The sequence below is a fragment of the Mesorhizobium sp. ANAO-SY3R2 genome, from assembly GCF_042466635.1.
Classification (GTDB): domain Bacteria; phylum Pseudomonadota; class Alphaproteobacteria; order Rhizobiales; family Rhizobiaceae; genus Aminobacter.
This window is the reverse complement of the sequence record NZ_CP159955.1, coordinates 1,761,870-1,782,071: the sequence shown is the minus strand read 5'-3', so window position 1 is coordinate 1,782,071 and position 20,202 is coordinate 1,761,870. Positions and strand designations below refer to the sequence as shown.

The window sequence follows — 20,202 nt, the reverse complement described above, 5'->3', positions numbered from 1 at the left end:
TCAGAGCCTTTCGATGATGGTCACGTTGGCCTGGCCGCCTCCTTCGCACATCGTCTGCAGCGCATAGCGGCCGTTGCGACGCTCGAGCTCGTTCAGCATGGTGGTCATCAAGCGCGCGCCAGTAGCGCCGAGCGGATGGCCAAGCGCGATCGCACCGCCATTGACGTTGACCTTGTCGCGCGGAATGCCGAGTTCCTTCATCCAGGCCAGCGGGATCGAGGCAAAGGCCTCGTTGCACTCGAACAGGTCGATATCCTCGACCTTGAGGCCGGTCTTCGCCAGCGCGTGGCGCGTTGCCGGAATCGGCGCGGTCAGCATCCACACCGGATCGGCGGCGCGCACCGTCATGTGATGGATGCGCGCGCGCGGCTTGAGATTGTGATCCTTGACGGCCCGCTCGGAGGCGATCAGCAGCGCTGCCGAGGCATCGGCGTTCTGGCTGGCAACGCCGGCATGCACGCGACCGCCTTCGACCAGCGTCTTCAGCGTCGCCATTTTCTCCATCGAGGTGTCGCGGCGCGGCGTCTCGTCGACGGCGAAATCGCCAATCGGTGCAATCTCGTTGACGAAGCGCCCTTCATCGATCGCCGCGACAGCGCGCTGGTGGCTTTCGAACGCGAACTGCTCCATCTCCTCGCGCGAGCAATGCCACTTCTCGGCAATCATCTCGGCGGAACGGAACTGGCTGACTTCCTGCTCGCCATAGCGGGCAATCCAACCCGGCGAGGTGCTGAATGGGTCCGGAAACCCGAACTGCGGCCCGACCAGCATGGCGGACGCCATCGGGATCATGTTCATGTTCTGCACGCCGCCGGCGACGACCAGATCCTGCGTGCCGCTCATCACCGCCTGTGCGGCGAAATGCACCGCCTGCTGTGCCGAGCCGCACTGGCGGTCGACGGTCACGCCGGGCACATGCTCGGGCATGCCGGCCACCAGCCAGCAGGTGCGGGCGATGTCGCCGGCCTGCGAGCCGATAGTGTCGGTGCAGCCGTAGATGACGTCGTCGACCGCATTGGGGTCGATCCCGGTGCGCGCCATCAGCGCATTGATCGGGTGGGCACCGAGGTCGGCTGAGTGCAGGCCCGCGAGCGAACCCTTCTTGCGGCCGATAGGCGTGCGGATGGCGTCGACGATATAGGCTTCAGGCATTTTCGGCCTCTCTAGCAAAGGTGTGTTCGGGTCCGAGCGGAGCCCCAAAGACGCGCGCGGCGACGCGGTCGCGGTGGAAGGCGGTTCCGCCCCACCAGTTGGTCAGTGCGATCCCGCGCTTGAGGAAGAAGTGCACGTCCACTTCCCACGAATAGCCCATGGCGCCATGGACCTGGATCGAGGTGCGGGCCGCTACATCCGAAGCGTCGGCGCAAGCCAGCTTGGCCTGCGAGATGCGGGCGCAGCTGTACAGGTCGGCGTTTTCGAGCTGGGCCGCCGCGGCATGCAGCACGGGCCGCGCGAACTCGATCTTGACCTGCGCGGTCGCGAGATGGTGCTTCACCGCCTGGTAGGACCCGATCGGCTTGCCGAACTGCTGGCGCTCCTTGGCGTATGCCACGCCGAGGTCGACGCAGCGCTGGGCCATGCCCTGCATCTGCGCTGCCGCAAACAGCGCGCCGCGATCAAGCGCGGCTGCAAGCGGTGCCGCAGCCTCAGCGGCGTCGGCAACCAGCGTGTCGGCAGTCGGCTCGAACTCCACCGTAAAAAGCCGACGGAACGGGTCGACGCTCGGCTGCGCCACGATCTTTGCCTTGACGGTCTCGACCAGATGGACAGCGCCGTCGCGCACGACGAGCACGGCTTCGGCCGTATCGGCATCGGCAACAAACGGATTGGCCGGATGAGCGACCGTGACGGTCACCTCGCCCGCCAGAGCCCGCTCGAGCAGCGCAGCCGCACGGGTATTGCCGGAGAAGGCGGCGAGCAGCGGCAGCGCCACGCCGGCATTCTCGACCAGCGGCTCAGGCAATCCGGCATAGCCGCAGCCTTCTGCGATCTGCACGAAGTCGATTGCGGACAGGCCGAGGCCGCCCTTGTCCTCGGACACCAATGCGCCGGCGAGGCCCATCTCCACGATCTTGGACCAGCGGTTTTCGTCACGCGCAGCGCCCTCGCCCATCAGGCGGCGCAAGTCTGCCGGCTGGCAGACGTCGGCGAGCAACTCGCGCACCACGTCCGCGGTCATCGTCTGTTCTTCGGAGAAACGGAAATCCATCTTTCGTCCTCCCTTATGCGCGCGGCAGGCCAAGCATGCGCTCGGCGATGATGTTGCGCTGAATCTCGTTCGAACCGGCATAAATCGGACCGGCCAGCGAGAAGAAATAGCCGTCGAGCCAGCGCCCGATGTCACCCGCCTCAGGTGCCGAGCGCAGCAATTCGCCACGCGCACCGAGAATGGAGAGCGCCGCCTTGTGCATGGCGATATCCATTTCCGACCAGAAGATCTTGTTGGTGCTGGCTTCGGCCCCGATATGGCCCCCGGCAGCAAGACGCGAAGCGGTGGCATAGATCGACAGCGCATAGGCTTCTGCATCCATCCACGCCTGCAGCACGGCTGCACGCACGGTCGGCTCGACCTCTGTCTCATGAGCCTTGAACAGTTCGACCAGCTTGCGCGCCGCCACCTGGAAGCGCGCCGGGCTGCGCAGCATCAGGCCGCGCTCGAAACCGGCGGTTGCCATGCAGATGTTCCAGCCCTCATCCTCGCCGCCGAGGCGGTTGAATGCGGGAACGCGAACATCCTCGAGGAAGATCTCGGCAAAACCGGTTTCGCCGTCGATCTGCGGGATCGCCTGCACGCGAACGCCCGGTGCGTTCAGCGGGAAAAAGATCAGCGACAGGCCTTTGTGGCGCTGCGATGCCGGATCAGTGCGGAACAGGCCGAACGCCCAATCGGCGAAGACGGCGCGCGAGGACCAGATCTTGTGGCCTTTGAGTACATATTCGTCGCCTTCCAGCACGGCCGTCGAGCGCACAGCTGCCAGGTCGGAACCAGCCTGCGGCTCGGACCAGGCCTGCGCCCAGATCTCGTCGCCAGAGGCCATGGAGGTCAGGAAGCGCGCCTTCTGCTCTTCGGTGCCATATTCCATCAGCGTCGGGCCAAGCAGGAAGATGCCGTTCTGGTTGACGCGTAGCGGCGCCCCCGCACGGTAGTATTCTTCTTCGAAGATCAGCCACTGGATCAGATCGAGGCCGCGTCCGCCGTAGCTTTCGGGCCAGGTCACCATGCCCCAGCGGCCTTCGTTGAGCACGCGCTCCCAGGCGCGGTGCGCCTCGAAGCCTTCGCGGCTCGCATCAAAGGACGGCAGCGGCTTTGCCGGAACATTGGTTTCGAGCCAGGAGCGCACTTCCTGCCGGAAGGCCTTCTGCTCTTCGGTGTAGTTCAAATCCACGCTTGGAAAATCCTGTTGGGTCGGTCGTTCGGTGAAAAGATCAGCCTTCCCCGGCCTGTTTCTTGTTCGCCGCAGCCATGCTCTTGGCATCCTGTCCGCCCAGCGTATTGCCGGTGGTCAGGTCGTTCTGGGCATGGGCGAAGTGGTGCATGTGGTAGTGGGCATCCATCGCCGTGCGCTTGCCGCGCAGGTCCTCGACGTGGTTGATCGCCTGCTTGGACAGCCACAGGCCGAGACGCGGATATTCCGCGAGCTTGCTGGCCATTGTCCGGCCAGCGCCTTCGAGTTCCTCGCGCGACACGATCTTGTTGACCATGCCGTACTGTTCAGCACGGGCTGCCGGCAGCCGTTCGCCGAGCATCAGGAATTCCTTGGCGACACGCGGCGGCAGCTCGAAGGCATGCGCGAAATACTCGACGCCGGGAATACCCATGCGCACCACCGGATCCTGGAAGAAGGCATCATCGGTGGCGACGATGAAGTCGCAGACCCAGGCCAGCATCAGCCCGCCCGCCACGCAGGCACCCTGCACCAGCGCTATGGTCGGCTTGGGGATGTCGCGCCAACGCCGGCACATACCGAGGTAAACCTCGTGCTCCCTGGTGTAGAGCATCTCGGCTGCCGGCTTGTTGGTGTGGTCGGCCCACATCAGGCGGCGATCGAAGGTCTTGTTGACGTCACGGCCCGGGGTGCCGATGTCGTGGCCGGCGGAAAAATGCTTGCCCGCACCGCGCAGGATGATGACCTTGACCGCATCGTCGTCGACGGCCCGCTTGAAGGCGTCGTCGAGCGCGTAGGTCATCTGCGAGTTCTGGGCGTTGTTGAACGTCGGGCGGTTCATCGTCACCCAGGCGATCGGACCTTCGGTTTCATAGAGAACCGGCTGGTCGGTCTCATAGGCAATGTTTGCCGTGCGCGGCTCTACAAGATCGCTCATGTTCGGTTTTTCCGCTGACAATTCAAATTCGTAGCTGACGGGAAACTACGTCTCCAGGCAAGGGGTGCAATCGTCCAAAGAGACTAACGTACAAGCCTCTGAAACGTCAGGAATCGTAGCATGGAGCGACGCAAAGGCGGTCTCGCGCGCCCCTTTGGGACGCGCGGAATGCCACCATCATTTGCAGATGGTGTCGACCTCGGCCAGCTCTTCGGCCGTGAGCTTCCACGACGCTGCCGCCGCATTGGCGACGACCTGCTCCGGACGCGTCGCGCCCGCAATCACGCTCGATACGATTGGCTGCGACGCCAGCCACGAGAACGCCAGTTCGAGGATCGACTTGCCGCGCGCCTCGCTGAAGGCGATCAGCTTTTCCACCTTGTCGAGATTGGCCTCTGTCAGGCCAGCCTTGAAATAGGCCATGCTCATGCGCGTATCGGCTGGAATTTCATGACCCTTGCGGTACTTGCCCGTGAGCAGGCCGCTGGCGAGCGGGAAATAGGGCAAAAGTGTCATGCCGGTGCTGCGCATCGCCGGGAACAGTTCGGTCTCGGCCGAGCGCGAGATCAGGTTGTACTCAGCCTGGGTCGACAGCAGGCTGTGCAGGCCATGGTGGCGTGAGGTCCAGCCGGCATCGACCAATTGCCATGCCGGCAGGTTGGAACAGCCGAGATAGCGCACCTTGCCCTGCTTCACCAGATCGTCGAGCGCCCTGAGCGTCTCTTCGATCGGCGTCAGCGGATCCGGGAAATGGTACTGATAGAGATCGATATAGTCGGTCTTGAGCCGGCGCAGGCTGTCCTCGACCGCACCCATGATGTAGCCGCGCGAGCCGTTGTAGCGCGTGCTTTTCTCGCGGTTCAGCGGCGAAGCAAATTTCGTGGCGAGTACGACATCCTTGCGTCGGTCGCCGAGGATTTCGCCGAGCGTGCTTTCCGAACCGCCATTGACGCCGTAGGAGTCGGACGTGTCGAGCAGCGTGATGCCGGCATCGAGCGCCGCGAAAACCACCTTGCGGGCACCTTCGGTGTCGAGGCCCTTGATCATGCCGCCGAAATTGTTGCAGCCGAGGCCGACCACCGATACCTCGAGGCCTGACCGGCCCAGAACGCGCTTTTCCATCTCGCCTACTCCATCATCTCTAGTCGATAACTATCTGTATTTATGTCGTTTGACCTCAAGCCGCCGCCTTGATCATGTCGGCGGCTTTCTCGGCGATCATGATCGTTGCCGCATAGGTGTTGCCGTTGACCAGTACCGGCATGATCGAGGCATCGGCGACTCGCAGCCGCTCGACCCCGCGCACCCGCAACTGCGGATCGACGACCGCATCTTCGTCCGCGCCCATCCGGCAGGTGCCGGCAGCATGGTAGTGCGTCACTGTCGTTGCCAGAATGTCGGCGCAGAGATCCTCGACCGATCGGATCGGCCGGGCCGGCAGCAATTCATTGCCCAGCGAGCCGGCAAGCGCCGACTGATGGACGATCGCCCGTGCCCGGTCCGCCCCCTCTGCCAGGATGCGCAGGTCGCGCGGATCGGAGAAATAGTTGGGCGCAATCGCCGCATGGTCAAGCGGATCGGCCGACTTCAGCGTCACACATCCCCGGCTGTAGGGCGAGCCGTGGTTGAGCAACAGTGTGAAGCCATGCTCTTTCGGCAAAATGCCGAGGACTCCCGGGCCGCGCCGGATGACCAGGGCGGGCGCCATGCATATCTGGATTTCGCTGCCAGCATCGCCGCTGACCGCATGCAGATATCCACTGGTGGGAAACAGCCCACGACTGAGAACGCCGCTGCGGCCGAACACATATTGCGCGCCGGCCTTCATTGCGCCCCATGGCCGGACATGGCTGTAGGCGCTGACCGGCTTGGTCGTCGTGTACATCAGCCGATACATAGGGTGGTTCTGCAGGTTTTTTCCCACCTGGGGCCTGTCGGCTTCCAACCTAATGCCCAGCTTCTGCAGGCTCCCGGCATCGCCGACGCCCGAGAGCATCAGCAGTTGCGGCGAGTTGACCGCGCCGCCACTCAGGATCACTTCACGCTGGGCACGCGCAATGCTGCGTCGTCCGCCTCGTGCGAACTCGACGCCGGTAGCCGTACCGCCTTCGATGATGACGCGCAGCACAGGCGCATCGACGATCAGCGTCAGGTTCGGGCGCTTCAGCGCCGGATGCAGGAACGCCGCTGCTGTGCTCGACCGCTTGCCGCGACCGATCGTCAAATCCACATGTCCGAAGGCCTCGGGCGCCTCCTTGTTGAGGTCGTCAGTGCGCGGCAACCCTTCCTGTTCGGCTGCATCGAGGAACATGTCGCAGACAGGCGCGGTTCCCTGGCCCTTGCTGACCTGCAGCAGCCCCTTGTCGCCATGGATGTCGTTGGCGCCGCGCTGATTGGTCTCGGATTTCTTGAAATAGGGCAAGACGTCGTCATACCCCCAGCCGTCGCAGCCCAGGGCGCGCCAGTTGTCGTAGTCGCTGCGATGGCCGCGCATGTACATCATGCCGTTGATCGAGCCCGAGCCGCCGACGATGCGCCCCTGTGCCCAATAAAGCCGCCGCCCGCCCAGTGCTTGCACCGGCTCGGTCTCGTAGCTCCAGTTGTAGGCCGGATGGGTTCCGGTCACGACATTGGCGCCGGGAATCCTGAGCAGCAGCGCCTTGTCGAGCCCACCGGCCTCGATGATGGCCACGCGGACATCAGGGTTTTCGGACAGCCTGGCGGCCAGCACGCAGCCGGCAGCGCCTGCGCCAACGATGACGTAGTCGAATTCCAGATCGGCGGTAACGCTCACGTAGATTTCCTGAAATCCCGGCGCGCGACACCAATGGGCCAGGGCAGTTGTGCATGTTCGGCGGCAAGTGCCGAGAGCCTTGCGGCGGTATCTTCAACCGTGATCCTGGCGGCCTTGCGCACCCGCAAATCGACATGGATCGACAGGCCCTCGACCGTCGCGGCCCGGTAGTCCTGATCGACATTCCACAATTCATGGAAGTGATGGATGCGCTTGAGGTCGGTCCACAGGATCACACTGCGTGCCTCAAGCCGCGCGTCAGGCATCAGCTCGCGCTCGTAGCGCATGGTCTTCTCCAAGCGGAAAAAGCTGAAGCTGGTGGCCCGGATATAGTCGTCATGGATGCCGAAAACTTCGAAGAGGTCGCTTTCGGCCGTGTCGAAGACACGGTCGTACCAGGACACGTTCATGTGCTGGTTGACGTCGAGCCAATGCGGCTCGACCTTTCCACGGAAGCTGATGTAAGGGCGCGGCGCCTCGCCAGACGTTGCGGCAACCATACCAGACGCCACGCCTGTCCCCGCGCCCTCACTAGCCATTCCCGACTACTCCGCCGCCGCAGTCGACGGGACGTTGAGCTTTTCGTCGAGCTCGGAAGCCAGGCAGGAAAACTTCACCTGGCCGCGCTCGACGATCATCGCGCGATCCGCGTAAGGCGCGGTCACCGCAAGATGTTGCTCGACGATAACCACCGCCGTGCCAGTCTGCGCCCAGCGGCGCAGGAAGGCGAGGATCGGCGGCAGAAGCGCCTGGGCCAGGCCCATCGATGGTTCGTCGCAAAGCAGGACTTTCGGCTGGGCGATGAACGCCTGACCGAGAGCCAGCATCTGCTGCTGGCCACCCGAGAGGTCGCGAGCATAGAGCTTCTGCTTCTCCTTGAGGATCGGGAAAACCGCATAGATTTCCTCGACCGCACGGTTGAAGCCGGCACGGTCGCCGCGGCGCGCCGCAGCTCCCATGCGCAGGTTGTCGAACACGCTGAGTTCGGGGAACACGCGGTGTCCGTCGAGCACCAGCCGCAAACCGGACTGCGCTACCTTTTCAGGGGCCAGCCCGCCGATCGGCTTGCCGTCGAGCAGGATCTGCCCGCTGTCAGGCTTGTTGAAGCCGGCGATTGCCCGCATCAGCGTCGACTTGCCGGCACCGTTCTCGCCGCCGATCAGCAGGATTTCGCCTGCCTTGGCCGTCAGCGACACATCCCGCAGCACCGGGATGGTGCCATAGCCTGCAACCAGATTCTTGACCTCAAGCATGGCGCGACCCCACGAACATATGCTGCACTGCCGGGTCCTTGGCGACCACATCCGGCTTACCCGTGGACACCATGCGGCCCTGCTCCAGAACCGTGATCGTGTCGGCGATACCCCAGACCAGATCGAGATCGTGCTCGACCAGGATGACGGTCTTGCCCATCTTGCGGCTCAGGAACTTGACGAGATTGGCGAAGTTGGTGCGTTCGCTCTGCGACAGGCCGGCAGCCGGCTCGTCGAACAGCACGATGGTTGCTTCCTTCAGCACCGTGCGCATCACCTCGACCAGGCGACGTTGGCCGTGCGACAGCAGATTGGCGCTGTCCTGACCGAACTCCTCCTCCATTGCCTTGGCAAGGGTGGTGATGTCGGGGCTGGCGGCGCCCACGCGGGCGTCCATGCCGATCTTCAGATTGTCCCACAGGGACAGTTGGCTGAAGATGCGCGGTGCCTGGAAGGTGCGCCCAAGGCTCATATTCGCGATGCGGTCAGCCGGCAGGTTGGTCGCATCCACGCCATTGATCAGGAACGATCCCGAATTCAGGCGGCTCAGACCGCTGAGCACGTTGAGCAGGCTGGTCTTGCCGGAGCCATTGGCGCCGATCAGGCCATGCACCTCGCCCTTGCGGACCTTGAGGTTGACGGAATCCACCGCGACCACTTCGCCGAACTTCTTGGTGCCGTTGCGCACCTCGACGACGATCTCTTCGCTCGGCTCACGCGACGTCTTGCCCGACTGGAGGTCAGCCAGGAAACCATCGATGCGGAAGGCCTGCTCACCACCACCCGTCTGCTTGCGCTTGGCGCGCAGACGTTCGATGGAACCGACGAGACCGTCGGGGAAGGCCATGACCGCGAGCAGCGTCAAGCAACCATACATCAGCAGGCGGTACTCGACCCAGCTTGCCAGCAGGATGTTGGGCAGGATGAAGACGATCCAGATGCCGATGATCGGACCCAGCATCTGTCCACGTCCGCCGACAACGACGGCGAAGAAGAAGACGAAGGACAGCTCGATGTTGAAGCCCTGCGGGCTGACGAAGGCGACCGTCGGCAGATAGAGGATGCCGCAGATACCGGTGCCGATCGAAGCGATGACGAATGCGGTGAAGCGCATCACACCGGGCTTGATGCCCAGTGAGCGAGCAGCCTCCGGGCTGAGCGCCGCAACGAACATGCTGCGGCCGAGCTTGGAGCGGCGGATCTGGTAGTGCGCGGCGAGCGCGATCATCGGGAACACGGCCACCGCGATCGCCAGCGGCGACATGCCAAACACGACCGGGTTGGTCAGTTCCGGCACGGTAACGCTGACGCCGTTGATACCGTTGGTCCACCTGTCGAGCGTAACCAGAAGTTGCGGAAAGACGATTGCCGCACTCATGGTCACGAAGCCGAGATGGAAGCCCTGCACGCGCAGCGCCGGCAGCGCGAAGAGCAGGCCGCCGAGCACGGCCGCCACGATACCGCCAACCGAGGCGGCCGCGAAGGACCAGCCATGCAGTCCATAGAGGATCGCCGCGCCATAGGCGGCCAGACCAAGGATCGCGCCCTGGCCGAACGACTTCTGCCCGGCATCGACGAACAGCATGTTCTGGAAGATCGCCGCGGCGATATAGATGTTCACCAGCTGGAACGTGTGGATCCAGTAGGAGTTGCCGATGATCGCCGGCCCGAAGCCGGTGATCGCGATCAGCGCCACGCCGATCCACACCTGCGTCAGGTCGGAATTGAAGCGGCCTTTCGGCTTGGTTTCAGCGGCCATGGAAATGGATCCGGACTGTACGTTTGTAGCGGTCTGCATGGTTACACCCGCCTTGCGCCGACGCGCCCGAAGAGGCCCTGCGGCCGGAACATGAGGATCAGCACGAGCACCAGCAGCGATGCGAGATCCTGATAGGCGCCACCCACCTTGTAGGCGGTCAGCATGGCGACCACGCCCACCAGCGGACCACCGATCAGCGTTCCGGCATTGGAGCCGATACCGCCGACAACAGCAGCAACGAAGCCATTGAGGACGTATTTCAGGCCGGCATCAGGGCTGACCGAGATGACCGGAGCGACAAGGAAACCGACAGTGCCGACCATCAGGCCGCTGATTGCGAAAGCGATGAGCTGAAGGCGGCGAACCGGCAGGCCGGCGGCACGCGCAGCATCGAAATCCTGCGACAGCGCGCTGATGGCAAGGCCGAGGAAGGTGCGACGCAGGAAATAGCGCAAGGCAAAAAACCAGAAGAACATCGCCCCGATCGCCAGCGCATAGGCGCCCGGCGTCCTGGTACCCAGGATACGGAAGCTCGGCACAATGCTTTGCACCGAATAGGCGAATGGCCCCTGCGTGATCATCAGCAGCGCCGCCACGATCACCGACACCGAAACGGTTGAGATCAGCCACGAGTCCTGCTCGACCGAATTACGCAGCGGCAGCAGCGTGATGTAACCCTGAAAGGTGACAACGGCGGCAATGAGCAGGCCGGTGAGGACCAGCATCAGCGTCCACTGCCCAAGCCCGACCTGATTGGCGAGGAAGTAGGCGGCAAAACCACCCAGGATGAACATGTTGCCTTGGGCGAAGTTGAAGATGTTTGTCGCACCATGCACGATATTGAAGCTCATCGCGATCGTGGCGAAGATCGACCCGATGGCCATCCCGCGTATCACGATGATCAGTATTTCGCTGAGCATAAGCTCGCCTCCCTGACCACAATTACTGCGCCGCTTCGCCTCTGACACGGGCAAGCCCGAGGCACTGACGAAGTAGGCGCATTGTGGCGAGACCTTATGCGGAACCAGTGCCGTAGCAACATCGTTCGAACGGACTAACTACAAATGTAGAGAAATCGACCCGATTGGCCGCCCGATGTGAGGACAGAAAATCCCCAGCGTTCAGGCCCGAAGCCCCGTCGGGTGCAACATTACGCGTTTCATCCGTCCCGGCGACGCACCATCTCTTTGTCAGCCAAAGCAACCGCGCGAGGTTGTGAAAGACGAGCTGGCAGCCTCGGCCAGGCGACAACTGGCAAGTTGCGGCGAAATGACCTCGACGCTGTAAGGAGCGGCGACTCCGATGCGGTCGAGGAGTTCGGAAAAACCTTTCAGATCGAAAGCACCCTCCCCGCAAAGCTTGCGGTTCATCGTTTCGTCCGCCAGCGTTCCAATCGGTTCCGCTTCAGCATCGTTGACCTGGACGCAAAGTATCCGACTGGCCGGAATCCGCTGCAAATCCTCCAGGGGCACGCCGCCGCGGAAAACATGCCACGAATCGATCACCAGACCGGCATTGGCCACGCCCTCGATCAGGGCCAGCGCGGTATCGACGTCACGAACGTTCCCCCAGGCGACCATTTCGAGCGCGATCACTATGTCTTGTTCTTCGGCCCGCCGGCACAGTTCGACGAACCGGGTACGCATCTGCTCTTGCGGAATGCCACGTTCCCCGAGATCGGGTCCGACATTCAGCACTTTCGCCCCGAGTGCTTTGACCGCAGCAAAGGCAAGCGTCTCGTTGCGGCGAGAAATCTCGCCCGCTTCGCCATCCATGAACCAGTCCGTCAGGAACTCGACCGACACATGCTTCATGCCATGGCGGGAGAGAACGGCGCGCAACTCAGCATCGCTGAAACCTGCTTGCCGTTGGTCGGCATAGTCGCGAAAATGCAGGCACATACCGGTGTAACCTGCTTGCGCACAGGCCTCGACCCGCGCCGCAAAACCATGGCGCGAAGCGACCGGGCCGCCCGGAACCACGCCGCTGATCGTGTGGGAACTGCAAATGTATTCGCGGGCCTTCATCATTTGTCCTCAAACAAGCGGCGTTCGGCGCAAAATGTCCGCATTGCCGCCCGCTCACAGGTCCGTTCGGACTATATCTTGTTGGCACCGCCCGCTGTTTGCCGCGTCCACGGCAGCATCACGCGTCCTAGCCAGCGCACGACCGAACTGAACAGGAACCCCATCAACGCTACAGTGCAGATGCCGACATACATGCGATTGGCCTGAAACAGCGACCACGAATGCCAGATGCGGTAACCGATACCCTGGCTTGCCTGCACGAACTCGACGCCAACGATCACCAGCACCGCCGTTCCGATGGCGATGCGCATCGAGATGAACAGTTGAGGCAGCAGCGCCGGCCAGGTGACGTGCCGGAACATCTTCCAACCCTTCGCGCCGAACGACCGCGCAGCCTCGCAATAGTTTTCAGGGATGGCGAGCACCGCCTCCATGCACTGAATCCAGACCAGGAAGAACACCGTCATGCCGACCAGAAGTACGCTGGGCAACTCGCCGAGGCCGAAGATGAGCAGCAGCAACGGCAACAGGGCAAGCTTGGGCACGGTATAGAGCGCGGTCAGGAACGGCTCCAGCGCAGCTCGTGTCAGCCGGGACAGGCCCAACAGCAACGCCGCCCCGAGCCCGGTCACCACGCCTATGGCGAAACCCACCAGCACACGTAGCGCGCTTGCCAGGATGTCCCTTTGCAGTATGCCGGTGCTCAGCATCTCCAACGCCGACATGAAGATGGCGCTTGGCGCCGGGAAGAACCGCGCGTCGAGCACGCCCGCACGCGCCATTAGCTCCCACAGTACGAAGAACACCACCGGCGTGACGACCGCCAGTACTCTCTCCTGACGTCGCGCCCGCCGCGCATAGCCACGCGGGTCCCGCTCGGCCTCCCCCGGCCGTATCGCAATCGTCTTTTCCATCATCGTCGTCATCTCCTCCGCCTCGTTCAGATTTTCAGGCCGGATGCTTGCCTACTTGTTCGCGCAGCAGGTTCCAGATCTCCTGTTCGAGCATGGCAAAAGTCGGATCGGCGCGAATCTCCGGCGAACGCGGCCGCGCGAACGGCACCTCGAACTCGGCGATGATCTTGCCTGGCCTCGCCGACATTACGACCACACGGTCACCGAGCAGCAGGGCCTCCTCGAGGCTGTGCGTGACAAACACCACGGTGCGCCGATCCTCCTGCCAGAGCGAAAGCAATTCATCCTGGAGTATGCGGCGATGCTGCGCGTCCAGCGCCGCGAACGGTTCGTCCATGAGCAGGATCTCGGGCTCGACCGCCATGGCGCGGGCAATTGCCACGCGCTGCAGCATGCCGCCGGAAAGCGCCGGCGGGTAGGCATGGGCGAAGTCCCGGAGCCCCATCTTGCCCAACCAGAGGCTTGCGCGCCGGTCCGCCTCTGCGGAAGCCATGCCCATCATTTCCAGGCCGAAACGGACGTTCGCCTGGATCGTCTTCCACGGGAACACATTGTAGTTCTGGAAAACCATCGCAGTGGGCACTACCCGGGCGCCGCTAGCATGCACCAGGATCTCGCCTTCGCTAGGCTTGTGCAGGCCGGCGATCATCCTGAGCACAGTCGATTTACCACAGCCGGACGGGCCGACGAGGCAAACGAACTCGCCACTCTTTACCGTGATATCGACACCGGCGAGCGCCTCGACATTGCCATTGGCGTCGTAGCGCTTGCGCACGCCACGCACCTCGATCTTGGCCTGGACCTCGGCCGCGATTGGCATCGCGGTAGCGACATCGGTACTGCGCAGTGAATTCATCGGTCGCTCCGTCCAAGCAGATAGCATTTCGCGCAGGCGCAGGCTCGGCACTTGCGGACGAAAAGCTAGGCGAACAGCCGCAGCCAAAACAACGGCTTCCGCGGTTTTTCCGGATATCCGGAAAAATTGCGGTTAGGTTTGACAGAGGCCGAGGATCAAAGCCTAATCGAGGCGTCTCAAGTAACGGAAATCATTGCCTTACTTCGGACACGGGCGTGCAGGCCGAAATCTTGCGCACCGAAGCGAAGTTTCAAAAACCCGCCAGAAACGGCGAAATCGGCAAGCTCTAGACGTGAATGACGCAATGCGTTTTTCACAACGACGGCTTGCGCCTGGAAAATTCGACGAGTTCGAGCATGCAGATTGTCGGCATAGATACTGGCGGAACCTTCACCGACACGGTCGTCTTGACGAATGAAGGACGCATCGGCGTCGGCAAGGCGCTGACCACCCATGGCCGGCTGATGGAGGGCGTCATCGCATCGCTCAGCGTAGCCGCGCGCTCGCTCGGCAAGAGCCTTGGCGAAATCCTGACGACAACCGACGTTCTGTCGCACGGCACGACCGTGGGCCTCAATGCCCTGCTCACCGGAGCAGGCGCCAAGGTTGGCCTGCTGGTCACTGCCGGCTTCGAATCGACGCTGCCCATCGCGCGCTCGAACAAGGTTCACGGGCTGCCCGACGAGGACGCCAGCAACGCCCTCAAATGGCGCAAGCCAGATCTGCTGGTGCCGCGACGCCGGATTGTCGGCGTGCGTGAGCGGATCGACGTCGATGGCAACGTCATCGTCCCCCTCGATGAAGAACAGGCCCGCCAGGCGATCCGCCAACTTGTAGATCGCGGCGCAGAGGCCGTGGGCATTTCACTGATGTGGTCTCCGGTCAGCGACGTGCATGAGCGCCGGCTTGCCGAGTTGGTCGCCGAAGAGGCGCCAGGCCTCCACGTCACGCTCTCAAGCCAGCTTGCTCCCCGTATCGGCGAATATGAACGCACCGCCACCGTCGCGATGAACGCATATGTTGCACCTCTGGTGCGCGACTATCTCACGTCGCTCGACGAGGCGCTGCGCGAGCATGGCTTTGCCGGCCTGTTCCTGATCGTCACCATGGGCGGCGGGGTACGTCGCGTAGAGTCGCTGCGTGACGCCCCGGTCCACCTTCTTCAGTCGGGACCGGTAGGCGGCATTATGGCGGCTCGGCAGCTCGGCGCGCGACTCGGCCATGCAAACGTTCTGGCCACTGATGTCGGTGGAACCAGCTTTGACGTAGGCCTTGTGGTAGGTGGATCATTGCCGAGCGCATCGCGCCCGCGTATCGAGCGGCACAGCCTGGCCGTTCCGGTGATCGACCTCGCTTCCATCGGTACTGGCGGCGGCAGCATTGCTTATATCGATCCAGAACTGGGCGTTCTCCGGGTCGGGCCGCAAAGCGCCGGCTCAATGCCCGGCCCCGCCTGTTACGGACGCGGGGGCACCCAGCCGACGGTTACCGATGCGGCGGCGGTGCTAGGTTATCTCGATCGCCTGGGCGGAGCCCTTGAGCTCGACCGCGAGGCCGCCTTGGCCGCGGTAGCACCGCTCGCCGAAAAACTCGGTCTCGGCATCGAGGAAGCGGCGGAGGGCATCCTGCGCGTCGCCAATGCACAGATGGCGGACCTCGTTCGCCGTGCCAGCATCCAACGCGGCCACGATCCCCGCAATTTCGTCCTCTACGCCTACGGCGGCGCGGCCCCCCAGCACGTCGGCCGCTATGCAGCCGAGATCGGTGTCAAATCGATCATCATTCCGCGCCTCGCTCCGGAATTTTCAGCATGGGGAGCGGCTTCGAGCGACCTGCGCACCACATACGAGGTGGAATTGCCGTCCCGGCCGCTGCACGATTTCCTGGACCAGGAAATAGAGGCATTCGACCGGCTTGAGCAGCGCGCTCTGGGTGAGTTCCATGGCCTTGCCGAAACGGGCATGACAGGTGCGATAGAGATCCGGCGCAAGGTCGGTCTCAAGTTCACCCGCCAACTCCACCGCATCGACATAGAGGTGCCCAGCTCTCGACTTCGAATGGCCGAGATCGCCGCTGCCGAGGCAGCGTTCCGCACACGCTACGAGCAAGTCGTTGGCCGCGGTTCGGCCTATGCCGACAGCACCATCGAACTCGCGGCCATCGTTGTAGAGGCGCTGATGCCAATCGCTATGCCCGACGCTGCGCCACAAGCGCAGCACGGCAAACTGCTGGCTGTGCGGCAGCGGTTGGCATGGTTTGCTGGCAAGCAACGCAAAACGCCCGTGTTCCTTTGGGACCAACTCGGTGCCGACGCCGAGATCGCTGGCCCGGCCTTCATCGAATCCGAACAGACAACGGCGGTGATCTATCCCGGCCACACGGCCAGGACCGATGCCGTGGGCAACCTTTCCATCGCCGTCCCGCAGCCGCGCCCGGGCGCGGCGCCGGCCATAGCCGAGGAATTCGCATGACGCTTGGTCCGATCGAACTGGAAATCATCCGTCATCGACTTGAGGCGATCAACGCTGATGCCGGCGAAACGCTGGTGCGCGTGTCCGGCTCGCAGATCGCCTCCGAGGCGAGCGACTTCAACACGGCGATCATGACTGCCGATGGCACGGTCGTCTCCTGCAGCAAGTTCATCCTGGTGCAGTCGACGTCACTCAATCTCATCGTCCGTGACATTCTCGAACGCTATGCTGAAAACCCCGGTATCCGCCCCGGCGACCAGTTTCTCACCAACGATCCCTATCTGGGCACCCTTCACCAGCCCGACGTGACGCTGGTCGCGCCGATATTCCATGGCGCGCGCCTGATTGGTTGGGCCGGGTCGACCGTGCACGAGCCCGATGTCGGCGGTCCTGTCAGCGGCGGCTTCAACTACGCAGCCCGTTCGATCTTCGACGAGGCGATCCCCATCCCGCCGATCAAGATCGTCGAGGATGGCCGAATCCGCCGCGACATCGAACGCGATTATCTTGCACGCACCCGCACACCCGAGCTGAATGCCCTCGACCTGCTCGGCCAGATCGCAGCAAACCGCGCGTCCGAGCGCCAGGTGCTTGAACTCTGCGCCGCCTATGGCGCCGACGGCTTGGTCGAAGCGATGGACAGGTTGCTTGCCTCCACCGAGGCTGCCTTTCGCCGCCGCTTGCGTGACCTTCCCGACGGCGTCTGGCGAGAACACTCCTTTATCCAGCATGAGCAGCGACAGGGAGCCCAGTACCTGCCCAACCAGGTTTATGCCGTCCGGCTCGCCATGACGAAGAGCGCTGACAGGCTTACCTTCGATTTCACGTCGAGCGACAACCAGGCGCCCGGTGCGGTCAATTCCACCTATCCGACGCTGGCCAACTTCACCATGGCGGCGGTTCTGGTCCATATCTGCCAGGGCCTGCCATGGATGCCAGGCGCCATCTGGCGCACGATCGACATCCGCAGCCGAAAAGGCTCGGTGGTCGATGCCGAATGGCCGGCCGGCGTCGCGATGAGCACGGGTACCTCCGCGCAGGCGATCCGCAACTGCGTCAGCGGCTGCCTCGCCCGACTCCTCGACGGTTCCGAAACGCATGCACGCATGGCCATGGCCTCGTCTCAGTCCTCCGGAGCCGGCGGCATGTCCATCTCGGGCCATCAGTCTGACGGCCGCCCCTTCACCACGCTGTTCCTCGACGAGTTGAGCGGTGGCGGCGGCGCCACCTGCAACGCAGATGGCAGCGACACGTCGGGCACCGCGACCTCGCCTGGCGCGACTCCCTCCAACCTCGAAACGAACGAAGCGTACTATCCCGTGCTGTACCTGGCGCGGCGCGAGCTTGCCGACTCCGGCGGCCCCGGCATGCATCGCGGAGGCGTCGGCACCATGCATGCATACCGTCCGCACCAAACACAGCGCTCACTGTCGCTCCTATCCATGGCACAAGGTTTGCAGCATCCCGCGACCATGGGCGTGGCGGGCGGCGAGCCGGGACTGCCCAGCGGGTTCGCAATTATGAGTCGTGACGTGCCTCTCGTCGATGCCAGGGGATGGGCCGCCCTCGCCGACTGCACCGAAATCGCTCTGCCGACGGCCGATACCAGACTTGATACGGATCAGATGCTGGTTACCTCCTCGCAGGGCGGTGGCGGTTACGGTGACCCACTCGAACGCGATCCAGCCGCTGTCGCCGCCGACGTTCTCGACGAACTGGTCAGCCCGGAAGGTGCACGGCGCGACTATGGCGTGGTGCTGCGGGTGTCGGGCGAAGACGCCATCGTCGACCATGCCGCAACGGCCATCGAGCGCCAGGACCGCCTGAAGCTGCGCCTGGGCGGACGCCAACCCACGACGCCCCAGGCCATCGCTGCCGGACGACGCCTGTCAGGCCATTTCCAGGTCATCGAGGTCTCAACCGACAAGCGCGTCGCCTGTGTCGCCTGCGGCCACCAGATATGCGACGCCGGCGCCAATCTCTTTGAGCACCTCGCCATCCAGGAGGCTCCTGCCGGCGAACGATCCGCAATTACCGATCGCTATCCCGGCAGCGAGCGCTTCCGCATCCGCCATTTCTATTGCCCCGGCTGCGCCCGCCAGGTCGATGTCCACGTGGCGCTCGCCGGCGAGCCGGTGCTTGAAGCTATCGAGGTGCCGGCGATCTTCCACGAGACGGAGCACCGGACATGACCGCAATGCCATTGCCTTACACCGACGATCCTGACACCAAAGGTTTCTGGGATGCTGCCCGCGAGCGCCGGCTCGTTATCCAACGCTGCGCCGCCTGCGGCCATTGCCAGTTCCCTCCACATCCCTTTTGCGCGAACTGCGCCCACGCTGAGATCGAATGGGTCGAGACTACGGGTGGCGGACGAATCTGGTCGTTCGGCGTAGCCCATGGGCCAACCCTGCCAGGGTTTCAGGACGTCGTCCCCTATCCCATGATCGTCGTCGAACTCGACGAACATCCCGACATCCGCATCGTCGGCAGCCTCGTGACTGGGCCAGAAGCACCGATCAACAGCGTCCCTCCTTCAGCCATCCGCATTGGCATGCCGGTCGACGTCACCTTCGCCGTCGTTTCCGACGACGTCACCCTGCCGCGCTGGATGCCGCGCATCATCGAAGAGGCGCAGCCATGAGCGACACGTTCTCTCTCAAGGATCGCACGGCGATCACCGGCATAGGCCAAACGTCTTTCGGCAAGGGCATGGCCGAGAGCGAGGAGCGGCTTGCCTGCATCGCCATCAAGGCGGCGCTCGATGACGCCGGCATTTCGCCGTCGGAGGTGGACGGCCTGTGCTCGCTCAACATGGAAAATGTCTGGCAGCACGACATCGCCAGGGACCTCGGCATGAAAGAGGTGACCTATTATGCGCAGATGCCGGCCGGTGGCCACGGCGGCTGCGGCACGGTCGGCCATGCCGCCATGGCAATTGCCACGGGCCAGGCCAATGTCGTCGTCGGCTGGCGGTCGCGCAAGCGCAGCGGTCGTGCCAGCCGCATCTGGGCGCAGACCGACCAGCCCGTGCATGGTCGCGACACCTGGCTCCGGCCGTGGGGCGTCATCCGGCCGGTCGACGACGTGGGCGTTCTGGCCACACGATACATGCACGAATTCGGCGCTACACGAGACCACTTCGCAAATGTCGCGCTTGCTTTCCGCGGCCATGCCAATCGCAACCCGGATGCGGTCATGCACGCCAAGCCGATGACGCGCGAGGACTATTTCTCCGCCCGTTGGGTCAGCGAACCGCTCTGCCTCTACGACTGTTGTCTCGAAACCGACGGCGCAATCGCCTTCGTCGTCACCTCAGCCGCCAGGGCCAGGGATTGCCGCACGCGGCCCGTCTACATCCACGCGGCAGCGCAAGGTTTCGATGGCGGCAGCACGATGCTCGCCAACTACTTCACCCGCGACCCCATGCGCTCGCAGGCGGCCGCTTGCGCCAAGTCGCTCTGGCGCCAGAGCGACTTTCGTCCATCCGACGTCAAGGTCGCGCAATTCTATGACGCCTTCACACCGGAAGTGCTGTTCACACTCGAAGGCTACGGCTTCTGCGGACGTGGCGAAGGCGGGCCATTTACCGAGAACGGCGGCATCGCCCATGGCGGACGCCTGCCCATCAATACCGGCGGCGGCGGCCTGTCGGAAGTCTACCTGCATGGCTTCAACATGATCACCGAGGGCGTCAAGCAGATGCGCGGCACCTCGACCGCGCAGGTGGAAAACGCCGACTGCTGCTTCGTCAGCAGCAGCGATCTCGGACCGACCTGCGCGATCGTCCTGCGCAACTGAACGG

At 63.5% G+C, this 20,202-nt stretch carries 17 protein-coding genes; 4 read left to right on the top strand and 13 right to left on the bottom strand.

Annotated elements, in window-relative coordinates:
• From ABSY17_RS13345 to ABSY17_RS13285, 13 genes are all read right to left on the bottom strand, one after another.
• Complete coding sequence (locus ABSY17_RS13345; protein ID WP_378951373.1) at positions 1 to 1,152, bottom strand: acetyl-CoA C-acetyltransferase; 1,152 nt, start codon at positions 1,150 to 1,152, stop codon at positions 1 to 3.
• Complete coding sequence (locus tag ABSY17_RS13340) at positions 1,145 to 2,209, bottom strand: acyl-CoA dehydrogenase family protein (RefSeq protein WP_378951370.1); 1,065 nt, start codon at positions 2,207 to 2,209, stop codon at positions 1,145 to 1,147. The genes ABSY17_RS13345 and ABSY17_RS13340 overlap by 8 nt, the downstream gene beginning before the upstream one ends.
• Positions 2,210 to 2,222: 13 nt before the next feature.
• Positions 2,223 to 3,386, bottom strand: a complete 1,164-nt coding sequence (locus ABSY17_RS13335; RefSeq protein ID WP_378951367.1) for an acyl-CoA dehydrogenase family protein — start codon at positions 3,384 to 3,386, stop codon at positions 2,223 to 2,225.
• Positions 3,387 to 3,426: 40 nt separating this feature from the next.
• Positions 3,427 to 4,323 (bottom strand): enoyl-CoA hydratase, encoded by an 897-nt coding sequence (locus tag ABSY17_RS13330; RefSeq protein ID WP_378951364.1) that lies wholly within the window; start codon positions 4,321 to 4,323, stop codon positions 3,427 to 3,429.
• Between the two features lie 177 nt (positions 4,324 to 4,500).
• Positions 4,501 to 5,445, bottom strand: coding sequence for an aldo/keto reductase (locus ABSY17_RS13325; protein ID WP_378951361.1), 945 nt, complete (start codon positions 5,443 to 5,445; stop codon positions 4,501 to 4,503).
• A gap of 55 nt (positions 5,446 to 5,500) precedes the next feature.
• Positions 5,501 to 7,117: a GMC family oxidoreductase gene (locus ABSY17_RS13320; protein ID WP_378951358.1), complete on the bottom strand. Its 1,617-nt coding sequence runs from the start codon at positions 7,115 to 7,117 to the stop codon at positions 5,501 to 5,503.
• Positions 7,114 to 7,656: a thioesterase family protein gene (locus ABSY17_RS13315; RefSeq protein ID WP_378951356.1), complete on the bottom strand. Its 543-nt coding sequence runs from the start codon at positions 7,654 to 7,656 to the stop codon at positions 7,114 to 7,116. The genes ABSY17_RS13320 and ABSY17_RS13315 overlap by 4 nt, the downstream gene beginning before the upstream one ends.
• Positions 7,657 to 7,662: 6 nt before the next feature.
• Entirely contained in the window at positions 7,663 to 8,370 is a 708-nt protein-coding gene (locus ABSY17_RS13310; RefSeq protein WP_378951353.1) for an ABC transporter ATP-binding protein, read from the bottom strand.
• Complete coding sequence (locus ABSY17_RS13305) at positions 8,363 to 10,129, bottom strand: ATP-binding cassette domain-containing protein (RefSeq protein WP_378951351.1); 1,767 nt, start codon at positions 10,127 to 10,129, stop codon at positions 8,363 to 8,365. The genes ABSY17_RS13310 and ABSY17_RS13305 overlap by 8 nt, the downstream gene beginning before the upstream one ends.
• A 41-nt stretch (positions 10,130 to 10,170) precedes the next feature.
• A complete protein-coding gene (locus ABSY17_RS13300; protein ID WP_378951348.1) occupies positions 10,171 to 11,049 on the bottom strand; it encodes a branched-chain amino acid ABC transporter permease in 879 nt (292 codons plus the stop codon).
• Positions 11,050 to 11,319: 270 nt separating this feature from the next.
• Entirely contained in the window at positions 11,320 to 12,159 is an 840-nt protein-coding gene (locus ABSY17_RS13295; RefSeq protein ID WP_378951345.1) for a sugar phosphate isomerase/epimerase family protein, read from the bottom strand.
• A gap of 68 nt (positions 12,160 to 12,227) precedes the next feature.
• Positions 12,228 to 13,073 carry an ABC transporter permease gene (locus ABSY17_RS13290; protein ID WP_378951342.1) on the bottom strand — a complete coding sequence of 282 codons (846 nt, stop codon included), beginning with the start codon at positions 13,071 to 13,073 and terminating at the stop codon, positions 12,228 to 12,230.
• A gap of 31 nt (positions 13,074 to 13,104) precedes the next feature.
• The gene (locus ABSY17_RS13285; protein WP_378951340.1) at positions 13,105 to 13,926 is read right to left on the bottom strand and encodes an ABC transporter ATP-binding protein; all 822 of its coding nucleotides are present in this window, start codon (positions 13,924 to 13,926) and stop codon (positions 13,105 to 13,107) included.
• Positions 13,927 to 14,282: 356 nt separating this feature from the next.
• Between ABSY17_RS13285 and ABSY17_RS13280 the strand changes: the two genes are divergently transcribed.
• From ABSY17_RS13280 to ABSY17_RS13265, 4 genes are read left to right on the top strand one after another with little or no spacing between them, the layout of a single operon-like run.
• Positions 14,283 to 16,397, top strand: coding sequence for a hydantoinase/oxoprolinase family protein (locus ABSY17_RS13280; RefSeq protein ID WP_378951337.1), 2,115 nt, complete (start codon positions 14,283 to 14,285; stop codon positions 16,395 to 16,397).
• Positions 16,394 to 18,589, top strand: a complete 2,196-nt coding sequence (locus ABSY17_RS13275) for a hydantoinase B/oxoprolinase family protein (protein WP_378951334.1) — start codon at positions 16,394 to 16,396, stop codon at positions 18,587 to 18,589. Before ABSY17_RS13280 ends, ABSY17_RS13275 begins: the two co-directional genes overlap by 4 nt.
• Entirely contained in the window at positions 18,586 to 19,041 is a 456-nt protein-coding gene (locus tag ABSY17_RS13270; protein WP_378951331.1) for a Zn-ribbon domain-containing OB-fold protein, read from the top strand. Before ABSY17_RS13275 ends, ABSY17_RS13270 begins: the two co-directional genes overlap by 4 nt.
• Positions 19,038 to 20,198: a lipid-transfer protein gene (locus ABSY17_RS13265; RefSeq protein ID WP_378951328.1), complete on the top strand. Its 1,161-nt coding sequence runs from the start codon at positions 19,038 to 19,040 to the stop codon at positions 20,196 to 20,198. Before ABSY17_RS13270 ends, ABSY17_RS13265 begins: the two co-directional genes overlap by 4 nt.
• Positions 20,199 to 20,202 lie beyond the last annotated feature (4 nt).

Bases quoted from the DNA above. Each gene is read 5' to 3' on its own strand.
- ABSY17_RS13345 (WP_378951373.1), bottom strand. From the start codon at position 1,152: ATGCCTGAAGCCTATATCGTCGACGCCATCCGCACGCCTATCGGCCGC.
- ABSY17_RS13340 (WP_378951370.1), bottom strand. From the start codon at position 2,209: ATGGATTTCCGTTTCTCCGAAGAACAGACGATGACCGCGGACGTGGTG.
- ABSY17_RS13330 (WP_378951364.1), bottom strand. From the start codon at position 4,323: ATGAGCGATCTTGTAGAGCCGCGCACGGCAAACATTGCCTATGAGACC.
- ABSY17_RS13325 (WP_378951361.1), bottom strand. From the start codon at position 5,445: ATGGAAAAGCGCGTTCTGGGCCGGTCAGGCCTCGAGGTATCGGTGGTC.
- ABSY17_RS13315 (WP_378951356.1), bottom strand. From the start codon at position 7,656: ATGGCTAGTGAGGGCGCGGGGACAGGCGTGGCGTCTGGTATGGTTGCC.
- ABSY17_RS13310 (WP_378951353.1), bottom strand. From the start codon at position 8,370: ATGCTTGAGGTCAAGAATCTGGTTGCAGGCTATGGCACCATCCCGGTG.
- ABSY17_RS13305 (WP_378951351.1), bottom strand. From the start codon at position 10,129: ATGGCCGCTGAAACCAAGCCGAAAGGCCGCTTCAATTCCGACCTGACG.
- ABSY17_RS13300 (WP_378951348.1), bottom strand. From the start codon at position 11,049: ATGCTCAGCGAAATACTGATCATCGTGATACGCGGGATGGCCATCGGG.
- ABSY17_RS13295 (WP_378951345.1), bottom strand. From the start codon at position 12,159: ATGATGAAGGCCCGCGAATACATTTGCAGTTCCCACACGATCAGCGGC.
- ABSY17_RS13290 (WP_378951342.1), bottom strand. From the start codon at position 13,073: ATGATGGAAAAGACGATTGCGATACGGCCGGGGGAGGCCGAGCGGGAC.
- ABSY17_RS13285 (WP_378951340.1), bottom strand. From the start codon at position 13,926: ATGAATTCACTGCGCAGTACCGATGTCGCTACCGCGATGCCAATCGCG.
- ABSY17_RS13280 (WP_378951337.1), top strand. From the start codon at position 14,283: ATGCAGATTGTCGGCATAGATACTGGCGGAACCTTCACCGACACGGTC.
- ABSY17_RS13275 (WP_378951334.1), top strand. From the start codon at position 16,394: ATGACGCTTGGTCCGATCGAACTGGAAATCATCCGTCATCGACTTGAG.
- ABSY17_RS13270 (WP_378951331.1), top strand. From the start codon at position 18,586: ATGACCGCAATGCCATTGCCTTACACCGACGATCCTGACACCAAAGGT.
- ABSY17_RS13265 (WP_378951328.1), top strand. From the start codon at position 19,038: ATGAGCGACACGTTCTCTCTCAAGGATCGCACGGCGATCACCGGCATA.